The following is a 9,134-nucleotide window of genomic DNA, read 5'->3' as shown; positions in this document are numbered from 1 at the left end:
GCAAGGGATGAAAGACCATGACAGTCCGAATCGAGCGCCTGGGCAGCGTCGCCACCGTCATTCACAGCCGGCCTGAAGCCCGAAACGCGGTGGACCCCGAAAGCGCCGTCGCATTGACCGAAGCTTTTCAGGATCTCGACCGCGACCCCGAGACGCGCGCCATCGTCTTCTGGGGCGAGGGTGGCGCCTTCTGTGCCGGTTGGGACCTGAAATACGCGCAGGCTTTCACCGACCCCGCGCGCTTCGAGAACGATATTGTCGAAGGCCTCGGCTTTCCGCTTGAAGGCGCACCGCCACGTGGGCCGATGGGCCCCTCCCGGCTTGAGATGAGCAAGCCCTTGATCGCCGCGATCGAAGGCCCAGCGGTGGCGGGAGGCATGGAGCTGGCGCTCTGGTGCGATGTCCGGGTGATGGCGGAGGATGCCTATTTCGGCGTCTACTGCCGGCGCTGGGGCATTCCTTTGATCGATGGCGGCACGGTGCGCTTGCCGCGCCTCGTCGGTCAGGGCCGCGCGCTGGAGATCATCATGACCGGCCGCAAGGTCGAGGCGGACGAAGCCTTGCGCATCGGGCTTTGCGAGAAGCTCGTCGCCAAGGGGCAAGCCCGCGCGGCCGCCGAGGCGATGGCGCAGGAGATTGTGCGTTTCCCGCAAGGCGCCATGCTGGCGGATCGCGCCAGCGCAATCGCCGGACACGGCCTGCCGGTGCGCGAGGCGTTGGCGCATGAATGGGAACGCGGTGTGCGCACCATCGCGACGGAGGGTGCAGCCGGTGCGGGTCGGTTCGCCTCTGGCAAAGGCCGAGGCGGCGATTTCGGCGAGATCTAGCCGGAGAGGCCGGCGCGTTTCAGCCGCTGGATCGCGAGGTCGAGCGCCTGCAGGAAGGCTGAGCGGTCCTTCCGGGCGAAGGGTTTCGGCCCGCCGCCGGCCACGCCCATCGCGCGCAGATCCTCCATCATGTCGCGCGTCGCCAGCGCCATGCCGATGGAAGCTGCGGTAAAGGGCTTGCCGGTCGAGCCGATGACGTCGGCGCCGGCCTTGATGCAGCGGTCGGCGAGCGGAATATCCGAAGTGACGACGATCGACCCGCGTGCGACCCGCTCCGCGATCCAGTCATCGGCCGCGTCGAAATTGCCGGGCACCGTCACCCGCTCGATCCAGGGCTCGCGCGGCACGTTGAGGAAGCTGTTGGCGACGACATAGACATGCAGCCCGTGTCGGCCGGCGACGCGATAGATCTCGTCCTTTACCGGGCAGGCATCGGCGTCGATGTAGATCGCGATCGGGGCTGGCGCTTCCATGTCGGCCTTGCGCATCGCAAGCTCTGCGTCCGTACGCAAGCCGAAACGCCCAGACCTGCGTGGAAGAATTCTCGTGCACCGTCCCCGGCGCGGGTTTAGCCTCGGTAGGCCTGCTTCGAGATGACGTGAATCGGCTCCGGGCCGGTCGTCGCAGGCGAACTTTCTGACGGAGAAGGGCGGGCACGCGCATCGCCCCTTCCGGACCCGCCCACAGGTTTCCCCGCCAGCAAGGAGCAGGACGATGGCAAAAGGCGAGCAGCGCAGCAACCGCGAAGCCAAGAAGCCCAAGAAGGACAAGCCGAAGGTCTCGGCCGCGGCGCCGTCGAGCATGGCCGCCGCGGCCGCCAAGACTGCGGCGCCCAAGAAAAAATAGGGCGCCGGCCCTTCAGGGCGTCTCGGGCACTTCGTCCGTCCAGACCTTGAAGCCGGTCAGGATGTTGGGCCCGAACGACGTCGCGATCGCGACGTCGGCCGCGTCCCGGCCGCGCGCGATCAGCACGCGCCCGATGCGCGGCACGTTGTTGCGCGGGTCGAACATCTGCCAGCCGCCCTCGAGATAAGCCTCGAAGGAAGCCGCGAAGTCGCCCACGGCATAGGGTGGCGGTGTGCCCACGTCGCTGAGATAGCAGGTGCAGTAACGCGCCGGAATGTTCATCGCCCGGCAGAAGGCGATGGCGAGATGGGCGTAATCGCGGCAGACGCCCTTCCCCTCGGCATAAGCATCCGATGCGGAACGCGAAACGCTCGCATCGTTGTAATTGAAGACGATGTGGCGGTGGACGAAGTCGCAGATCGCCTGCACCCGCTCCCCGCCCGGCCTCGTATGCCCGAACAGCTCCCAGGCCAGCGAAATCATCCGGTCACTGTCGCAGAATCGGCTCGCGAGCAGGAAGACGATGCACTCGTCCGGCAAATTCTCGACCGCGACCTGGCCGACGCTGCGATCGAAGGCTTCGGGAAGCCCGCTATCCCTGATGACGGTATCGGCGGTGATCGTCATCGCACCTGCCGGCGCGAGCAGGCGCGTGCACCAATTGCCGAAGCTGTCGCGATAGGCGCTGGTTTCGACCGCCGGCGTGATCCGCATCTGGTCGGGCTCGGTCAGGTCCGAGACCCGGCTGAAATGAACATTCAGCACCAGAATCATCGGAGTAGGTTGTGGCAGATCGTAGTCGAGTCTGTAGCCGATCCTGAGTTTCACGCGATTCCTCTTGCGCGACGATGATGCGTCGATAGTGAGTGGCCCCCGCCAGACTTGCATCATGCACGTTTCCGGCCAAGCGCGCCTGTCATCTGACATGCGCGCTTTCCTTTTGTGCGATCGGCACGGCGTGAAGCCACATTCGCTATGCTGACGCGAATGATCAAGCACTCTGGCTTGCGACGACGCGGCGCGAGGCCTAAACCACGCGCGCGCCGCTGACGGCGCGTTTCCTTGCCGCTCCTCCCGGAGATCAGTCCCATGGCCTTCCTTGCCAACGCCCTGAAGCGCGTGAAGCCCTCTGCCACCATCACGATCACGCAGAAGGCGCGGGACCTGAAAGCACAGGGCAAGGACGTGATCTCGCTCTCCGTCGGCGAGCCTGATTTCGACACGCCAGACAATATCAAGGAAGCCGCCATCGCAGCCATTCGCCGCGGCGAGACCAAATACACCCCTGTCGCCGGCATTCCGCAGCTGCGCGAGGCGGTGGCGAAGAAGTTCAAGCGTGAGAACGGGCTCGACTACAAGGCGAGCCAGACCATCGTCTCCACCGGCGGCAAGCATGTCATCTATAACGCCCTGCTGGCCACGCTGAACCCCGGCGACGAGGTCATCTGCGTCTCGCCCTATTGGGTCTCCTATCCGGAGATGGTGGCGCTCTGCGGCGGCACGGCGACCTTCGCCGAAACCTATCTGAAGAACGATTTCAAGCTGCAGCCGGAAGACCTCGAAAAGGCGATCACGCCAAAGACCAAATGGGTGATCCTGAATTCGCCCTCAAACCCCTCGGGCGCCGCCTACAGCCACACCGAGCTGAAGGCGCTGACCGACGTGCTGATGGGTCATCCGCATGTCTGGGTGCTGACCGACGACATGTACGAGCACCTCGTCTATGGCGACTTCAAATTCGTCACCCCGGCGCAGATCGAGCCCGGCCTCTACGAGCGCACGCTGACCATGAACGGCGTCTCGAAGTCCTATGCCATGACCGGCTGGCGCATCGGCTACGCCGCCGGCCCGCAGCACCTGATCAACGCCATGGACCTCGTGCAAGGCCAGCAGACCTCGGGCACTTCAGCGATCTCGCAATGGGCGGCCGTCGAGGCTCTCGACGGCACGCAGGAGCACATTCCGGTCTTCCGCAAGGCCTTCGAGCGTCGTCGCGACCTCGTCGTCTCCATGCTGAACCAGACGCGCGGCCTGAAATGCCCGACGCCGGAAGGCGCCTTCTATGTCTATCCCGACTGCTCGGAGCTGATCGGCAAGAAGCTGCCCAACGGAAAGACGATCGAGACCGATGAGGACCTCGTTATCGGCCTCCTCGAAGCCGAGGCGGTCGCGGCCGTCCACGGCTCCTCCTTCGGCCTCGGCCCCAACTTCCGCATTTCCTACGCCACCTCGGACGAGAAGCTGGAAGAGGCCTGCCGCCGCATCCAGCGCTTCTGCGCCGAGCTGCGCTAAGCTCGATGAACGAGGGCGCCGCAACGCGCCGGTTCGTTCTGGCCGGGGGCTTCATGCTCCCGGCCACTTTTGTTTTCGGGCAGGGCGTGCCTATGCTTTCGGCGCGCGAGGCTTTCGAGGCACGTCAAGCCGGGCGCATGATGCTGGTCGACATCCGCACGCCCGACGAATGGGCCGATACCGGCTTGCCTGAGGGCGCCATCCCCTTCGACGTCGATGCCACGGCATTCGATGTCAGGTTGGCCGGACTGCGGCTGGACAATCCCGGAAAGCGCATCGCCCTGATCGATCGGACCGGAGCGCAGGCCGTCGCGACGGTGCAGAAGCTCGGCGGCCGGGGCTGGCGCGATCTGATCGCCGTGCGCGGCGGCATGCTTGGACCGAGTGGGTGGCTAGAGGAGAAGCTGCCGGTGAAGGCTTATCCTTGATCCCGACAAAGCCCTCATCCTGAGGAGCCGCGTAGCGGCGTCTCGAAGGATGCTCCAGATATCTCCGTAGCCCGCTGGAGCATCCTTCGAGACGCGCTTCTACGAAGCGCTCCTCAGGATGAGGGCTTTGATATCAAGAGATCAGGCCGCCTCTCCCGCGTGATCCGCTCCGCTTCTGCCCGCCGCCATTTCGCGATCCGCGCGTGATCGCCTGAAAGCAGCGCCTCGGGCAGGCCCTTGCCCTCCCATTCGCGCGGGCGGGTATAGTGCGGATATTCCAACAGGCCGTTTTCGAAGCTCTCCTCCTCGCCGGAGGCTTCCTTGCCCATCACGCCGGGGATCAGCCGCACGCAGGCATCGAGCAGCGTCAGCGCCGCCATCTCGCCGCCCGAGAGGATGTAGTCGCCGATCGAGACCTCGGTCAGCCCGCGTCCCTCGATCACCCGCTCGTCGACGCCCTCGAATCGCCCGCAGACGATGACAACGCCGGGTCCCGTCGCCCACTCGCGCACCTGGCGCTGCCGCAAGGCCTGCCCACGCGGCGACATCAGCAGACGCGGACGCGTGTCTTCCGGCGGCACGGCCGCATCGATCGCAGCCGCCAGCACATCGCAGCGCAGCACCATGCCGGCACCGCCACCCGCAGGATTGTCGTCGACATTGCGGTGCCGGCCGATGCCGTGTTCGCGGATCTGATGCGCATCGAGCGACCAGAGACCCTTCCGCAGCCCCTCCCCCGCCAGCGAGATGCCGAGCGGACCGGGAAACATCTCTGGGTAGAGCGTCAGGACCGAAGCGCGGAAGGTCATGGCTTTCCGCGCCTCGCTAGACCCTCGACCGTCATTGCGAGGAGCGAAGCGACGAAGCAATCCAGGAGGACTGGGCCAAGCGGTCGAACCCAACCCTCCTGGATGGCTTCGCTACGCTCACAATGACGACACGGCATGGTCAGAACCGCAACGCCGGCAAGCCATCCACCGCAGCGAAATCGGGACCCTCGCCGATGAGGTTGTCGAAACCCGCGAAATCCTGCGCGCCCAGCATCGTCAGCAGCGCCACCGCGCGCATGCCGGCGCGCTTCGCCGCTTCGATGCCGTTCGGCGCATCCTCGAAGACGATGCAGTCGGCCGCAGGCATGTCCATGCGCCGCGCCGCTTCCAGAAACAGGTCGGGGTTCGGCTTGCCGCGAAAGCCCTGAGAGGGCGCGACGATGGTGACGAAGCGCTCGCGCATCCCGAGCTTGTCCATCACCATGTCTAGATTGCCGGGAGGGGCGGCGGTCGCCAGCGCCATCGGCACGCCGGCAGCATCCGCACGCGCCATCAGCGCCAACAGCCCGACGACGGGCGCGACATGCGGGCCATAGGCCTCGCGGTAGTAGAGTTCCTTGTCGTGGCCGAGCGCGTCGATCTTCGCTTGGTCCGCACCCGGAAACAAAGGCGCGATGATCTCGGAGGAAGCCATGCCCGCCGTCTTGCGAAAGAAGGCGTCGGCATCGAAGGGCAGGCCATGCTCGGTCAGGAGCCGGCCCCAGGCACCTTCGTGATAGCGCATATTGTCGACGACGGTGCCGTCCATGTCGAAGATCAGCGCGCGGGCTGGCTTATCGCTCGGCGTCATCGGGGCGGTTCTCCTCGGGCTCGAACAGACCCGGATCGGGCTGCGCCTCGATCCGCCGCGCGGCGATGTCGATACGCGGCGCGAAGGCTTTAGTGAAAGGCATCAGCACAGAACGCTTGTCCGGCGTCTCGATGTCGAGCAGGTCGCCCGCACCGTAATTCTCCACCGATGTGACGGTGCCGAGGACCGTCCCGGCGGGATCGACGACCGCGCAGCCGATCAGGTCGATCTGCAGGAACTCGTCCTCGTCCTCGGATGGCGCCAGCTTGTCGCGGGCGACAAGCAACTCGGTGCCGTTCAGCGCCTCGGCGGCCTCACGCGTCGTCACGCCCTTGAGCCGGGCGATCACGACCTCCTTGGCCGCGCGAACCTCGGAGATCTCGTAGGCGCGGCCCTTGCGGTCGCTGAGCACGCCGTAGTCCGCGATCCCGAGCGGATCGCCGGTGAAGGTCTTGATCCGGACCTCGCCGCGCACGCCATGCGGCGCGCCGATGATCCCGAGCAGGATGAGGGAACTGTCAGTCATGCAGGCCTCGGCGTCATGCTCGGGCTTGTCCCGAACATGCCTGTCTTGAAAACCGTGCTCGTCGGGCAAAAACATCGATGGTCGGCACGAGGCCGACCATGACGCGAGACCGTCAGCACGGTATCGGAAGGCTCACGCCTCGGCGGCGGCGGCTTCTTCGGCGGCAGGCTGAGCGGCCTTGGCGGCCTTCTTCTCGGCGCGCTCCTTGGCCTTGTCGCCGGCGACGGCCTTCTGCGGGTTGTTGCGGGCCGGACGCTTGGTCAGGCCGGCGGCGTCGAGGAAGCGCAGCACGCGGTCGGTCGGCTGGGCGCCCTTGGCGAGCCACTCCTTGGCCTTCTCCAGGTCGAGCACGACGCGCTCGGCCGAATCCTTCGGCTTCATCGGGTCGTAGGAGCCGATCTTCTCGATGAAGCGGCCATCGCGCGGCGAGCGGGCGTCGGCGACGATGATGCGATAATAAGGGCGCTTCTTGGCGCCGCCACGGGTCAGGCGGATCTTGAGGGACATAAGTCTTCTTCCTTACTGCTGATCGGGTTCGAGTTGCTTTACTGCGGCGATGGCTGCTTCCAGCTCCGCCTCTCCGTCCATCGACGCCGACTTGAAGATCTCGAAATCGATCTCTCCGTCTTCGCGAATGTCGATCTCCCACTTCTCTCCCGGAATATTCGCTGCGATCGAGATCGCATCGTCACGGTAGATGACCAGGGAATGGTCGATTTGGGCCTCCTCGAGCTTGGCCTGGATTTCCCAGAGCTTCTCAAGCATGGCGGCCGCGCTGGTAGGCTTGCTCACTTCTTCTTCCCTCCAAACGGATTGCCGCCCATTCCGGGCATGCCCCCAAGTCCCGGCAGCTTCGGCATCATGCCGGCCGGAGGCGTGACGCCCTTGGGCAGGCCGGAAAATCCGCCCGGCGGCAGCGACGGCAGGCCGCCGCCGAGGCCCCCGAGTCCGCCGCCCGCACCGAGCTGCTTCTGCAGCGCTTCGAGCTGGCCTGCATCCATCGTCGAGGGATCGGGCATGCCGGCGGGCAACCCACCACCGAGCCCGAACATTCCGCCGAGCTTGCCCAGCATGCCGCCCTTCTGCTTCTTCATGGCCTTCATCATGTCGGCCATGCCGCGATGCATCTTGAGCAGCTTGTTGATCGCCTCCGGCGAGGTGCCGGAGCCGGCGGCGATGCGCTTCTTGCGGCTGTTCTTTAGCAGATCGGGGTTCTTGCGCTCGGCCGGCGTCATCGAGTTGATGATGGCGACCTGACGCGCGAGCATCTTGTCGTCGACCTTGGCGGAGGCGAGCTGGTTCTTCATCTGCGCCATGCCGGGCAAAAGCCCCATCACGCCGCCGAGACCACCCATCTTCTCCATCTGCTGGAGCTGCATGCGCAGATCGTCGAGGTCGAAATTGCCCTTGGCCAGCCGCTGCGCAAGCGCTTGGGCCTTGTCGGCATCGACCGTCTGCGCCGCCTTCTCGACGAGGCTGACGATGTCGCCCATGCCGAGAATGCGGTTGGCGATGCGCGAGGGATGGAACTCGTCGAGCTCGTCGACCTTTTCGCCGGTACCGACGAGCTTGATCGGCTTGCCGGTGACGGCGCGCATCGAAAGCGCCGCGCCACCGCGCGAATCGCCGTCCATACGGGTCAGCACGATGCCGGTGAGGCCGACGCGGGCATCGAAGGCGCGCGCCGTGTTGACGGCGTCCTGCCCGGTCAGCGCGTCGGCGACGAGCAGCACCTCGTGCGGGCCGGTCGCGGCCTTAACCTGCGCGACCTCTTCCATCAGCATGTCGTCGAGCGTGACGCGGCCGGCGGTGTCGAGCATCACCACATCGTAGCCGCCGAGCCTGGCGGCCTCGATCGCGCGCTTGGCGATCTGCACAGCCGACTGGCCGGCGACGATCGGCAGGGTCTGCACGCCGACCTGCGTGCCGAGAATGGCGAGCTGCTCCATCGCCGCCGGGCGTCGCGTATCCAGCGACGCCATCAACACTTTCTTCTTGTTGCGCTCGGTCAGGCGCTTGGCGATCTTGGCCGTAGAGGTCGTTTTACCCGACCCCTGCAGGCCCACCATCAGGATCGGCACTGGCGGCACGGCGTCGAAGCTGATGCCCTCGCCCTCCCCGCCCAGCGTGTCGATCAGGACGTCGTTGACGATCTTGATGACCTGCTGGCCCGGCGTGACCGACTTCAGCACCTCGGCGCCGACGGCGCGCTCTCTGACCTTCTCGGTAAACGAGCGCACGACCTCGAGCGCGACGTCGGCCTCCAGCAACGCGCGGCGAACCTCGCGCAACGCGGCGTTGACGTCCTCCTCGGTCAGCGAACCCCTGCGGGTCAGCCCCGAGAGGATGCCGGAGAGCCTGTCGCTCAGCGTGCCGAACATGCGGACCTGCCTGCTTGCCTCAGGAAGCCTTCACCACCAGAGCCTCATCGCCAAGCGGCTTCGCGCCCGAGGGCGCAATCGCGCTGTCGGGCGTTGACCTCCGGGCTCATGAAGCGACTAGCGCGGCCCGGTCGGCGGATGTGGTTTCGGCGATGTCGGCGAAACGGATGGCGCCCTTAAAGCGGAAGACTGTGGCGAAAGTCAAGTTTTCGCC

General features: G+C 65.9%; 12 protein-coding genes. 4 read left to right on the top strand and 8 right to left on the bottom strand.

The genetic code is table 11. The annotated features are described in order from the left end of the window. Positions 1–17: 17 nt before the first annotated feature. Positions 18–827 carry a crotonase/enoyl-CoA hydratase family protein gene (locus AC1DR6_RS05060; protein WP_476828097.1) on the top strand — a complete coding sequence of 270 codons (810 nt, stop codon included), beginning with the start codon at positions 18–20 and terminating at the stop codon, positions 825–827. On the opposite strand, the gene AC1DR6_RS05055 is transcribed toward AC1DR6_RS05060, so the two are convergent. After that, positions 824–1,315 carry a YaiI/YqxD family protein gene (locus AC1DR6_RS05055; RefSeq protein ID WP_476828096.1) on the bottom strand — a complete coding sequence of 164 codons (492 nt, stop codon included), beginning with the start codon at positions 1,313–1,315 and terminating at the stop codon, positions 824–826. The genes AC1DR6_RS05060 and AC1DR6_RS05055 overlap by 4 nt on opposite strands. A 226-nt stretch (positions 1,316–1,541) precedes the next feature. Here AC1DR6_RS05055 and AC1DR6_RS05050 point away from each other — a divergent pair, with 226 nt between their 5' ends. Then, the gene (locus AC1DR6_RS05050; protein ID WP_476828095.1) at positions 1,542–1,673 is read left to right on the top strand and encodes a hypothetical protein; all 132 of its coding nucleotides are present in this window, start codon (positions 1,542–1,544) and stop codon (positions 1,671–1,673) included. A 12-nt stretch (positions 1,674–1,685) separates the two neighbouring features. Here AC1DR6_RS05050 and AC1DR6_RS05045 read toward each other — a convergent pair whose 3' ends face one another. Continuing rightward, positions 1,686–2,501 (bottom strand): transglutaminase-like domain-containing protein, encoded by an 816-nt coding sequence (locus AC1DR6_RS05045; protein WP_476828094.1) that lies wholly within the window; start codon positions 2,499–2,501, stop codon positions 1,686–1,688. Between the two features lie 261 nt (positions 2,502–2,762). Between AC1DR6_RS05045 and AC1DR6_RS05040 the strand changes: the two genes are divergently transcribed. Together AC1DR6_RS05040 and AC1DR6_RS05035 are read left to right on the top strand one after the other, a co-directional pair. Further along, complete coding sequence (locus tag AC1DR6_RS05040) at positions 2,763–3,965, top strand: pyridoxal phosphate-dependent aminotransferase (RefSeq protein ID WP_476828093.1); 1,203 nt, start codon at positions 2,763–2,765, stop codon at positions 3,963–3,965. Between the two features lie 5 nt (positions 3,966–3,970). Continuing rightward, positions 3,971–4,393 carry a rhodanese-like domain-containing protein gene (locus tag AC1DR6_RS05035; protein WP_476828092.1) on the top strand — a complete coding sequence of 141 codons (423 nt, stop codon included), beginning with the start codon at positions 3,971–3,973 and terminating at the stop codon, positions 4,391–4,393. 113 nt (positions 4,394–4,506) lie between these two features. Here AC1DR6_RS05035 and trmD read toward each other — a convergent pair whose 3' ends face one another. The 6 genes from trmD to ffh all read right to left on the bottom strand — a co-directional run bounded on the left by trmD (position 4,507) and on the right by ffh (position 8,920). After that, a complete protein-coding gene (gene trmD / locus AC1DR6_RS05030) occupies positions 4,507–5,202 on the bottom strand; it encodes a tRNA (guanosine(37)-N1)-methyltransferase TrmD (protein ID WP_476828091.1) in 696 nt (231 codons plus the stop codon). 139 nt (positions 5,203–5,341) lie between these two features. Further along, positions 5,342–6,013 (bottom strand): HAD family hydrolase, encoded by a 672-nt coding sequence (locus AC1DR6_RS05025; RefSeq protein WP_476828090.1) that lies wholly within the window; start codon positions 6,011–6,013, stop codon positions 5,342–5,344. Beyond that, on the bottom strand, positions 5,997–6,539 hold the full coding sequence (gene rimM, locus AC1DR6_RS05020; RefSeq protein WP_476828089.1) for a ribosome maturation factor RimM: 543 nt from the start codon (positions 6,537–6,539) through the stop codon (positions 5,997–5,999). Before rimM ends, AC1DR6_RS05025 begins: the two co-directional genes overlap by 17 nt. A gap of 132 nt (positions 6,540–6,671) precedes the next feature. Next, on the bottom strand, positions 6,672–7,046 hold the full coding sequence (rpsP, locus tag AC1DR6_RS05015) for a 30S ribosomal protein S16 (protein ID WP_476828088.1): 375 nt from the start codon (positions 7,044–7,046) through the stop codon (positions 6,672–6,674). Between the two features lie 12 nt (positions 7,047–7,058). After that, positions 7,059–7,331: a hypothetical protein gene (locus AC1DR6_RS05010; RefSeq protein WP_476828087.1), complete on the bottom strand. Its 273-nt coding sequence runs from the start codon at positions 7,329–7,331 to the stop codon at positions 7,059–7,061. Beyond that, a complete protein-coding gene (ffh, locus tag AC1DR6_RS05005) occupies positions 7,328–8,920 on the bottom strand; it encodes a signal recognition particle protein (protein WP_476828086.1) in 1,593 nt (530 codons plus the stop codon). The genes AC1DR6_RS05010 and ffh overlap by 4 nt, the downstream gene beginning before the upstream one ends. Positions 8,921–9,134: the final 214 nt, after the last annotated feature.

The sequence above is a fragment of the Allobosea sp. P5_A5 genome, assembly GCF_056400625.1.
Note: the sequence above shows the minus strand (reverse complement) of the source record. Positions and strands in the feature narration are given on the sequence as shown.

Bases quoted from the DNA above. Each gene is read 5' to 3' on its own strand.
- rimM (WP_476828089.1), bottom strand. From the start codon at position 6,539: ATGACTGACAGTTCCCTCATCCTGCTCGGGATCATCGGCGCGCCGCAT.
- rpsP (WP_476828088.1), bottom strand. From the start codon at position 7,046: ATGTCCCTCAAGATCCGCCTGACCCGTGGCGGCGCCAAGAAGCGCCCT.
- AC1DR6_RS05055 (WP_476828096.1), bottom strand. From the start codon at position 1,315: ATGCGCAAGGCCGACATGGAAGCGCCAGCCCCGATCGCGATCTACATC.
- AC1DR6_RS05035 (WP_476828092.1), top strand. From the start codon at position 3,971: ATGAACGAGGGCGCCGCAACGCGCCGGTTCGTTCTGGCCGGGGGCTTC.
- ffh (WP_476828086.1), bottom strand. From the start codon at position 8,920: ATGTTCGGCACGCTGAGCGACAGGCTCTCCGGCATCCTCTCGGGGCTG.
- AC1DR6_RS05040 (WP_476828093.1), top strand. From the start codon at position 2,763: ATGGCCTTCCTTGCCAACGCCCTGAAGCGCGTGAAGCCCTCTGCCACC.
- AC1DR6_RS05050 (WP_476828095.1), top strand. From the start codon at position 1,542: ATGGCAAAAGGCGAGCAGCGCAGCAACCGCGAAGCCAAGAAGCCCAAG.
- trmD (WP_476828091.1), bottom strand. From the start codon at position 5,202: ATGACCTTCCGCGCTTCGGTCCTGACGCTCTACCCAGAGATGTTTCCC.
- AC1DR6_RS05025 (WP_476828090.1), bottom strand. From the start codon at position 6,013: ATGACGCCGAGCGATAAGCCAGCCCGCGCGCTGATCTTCGACATGGAC.
- AC1DR6_RS05060 (WP_476828097.1), top strand. From the start codon at position 18: ATGACAGTCCGAATCGAGCGCCTGGGCAGCGTCGCCACCGTCATTCAC.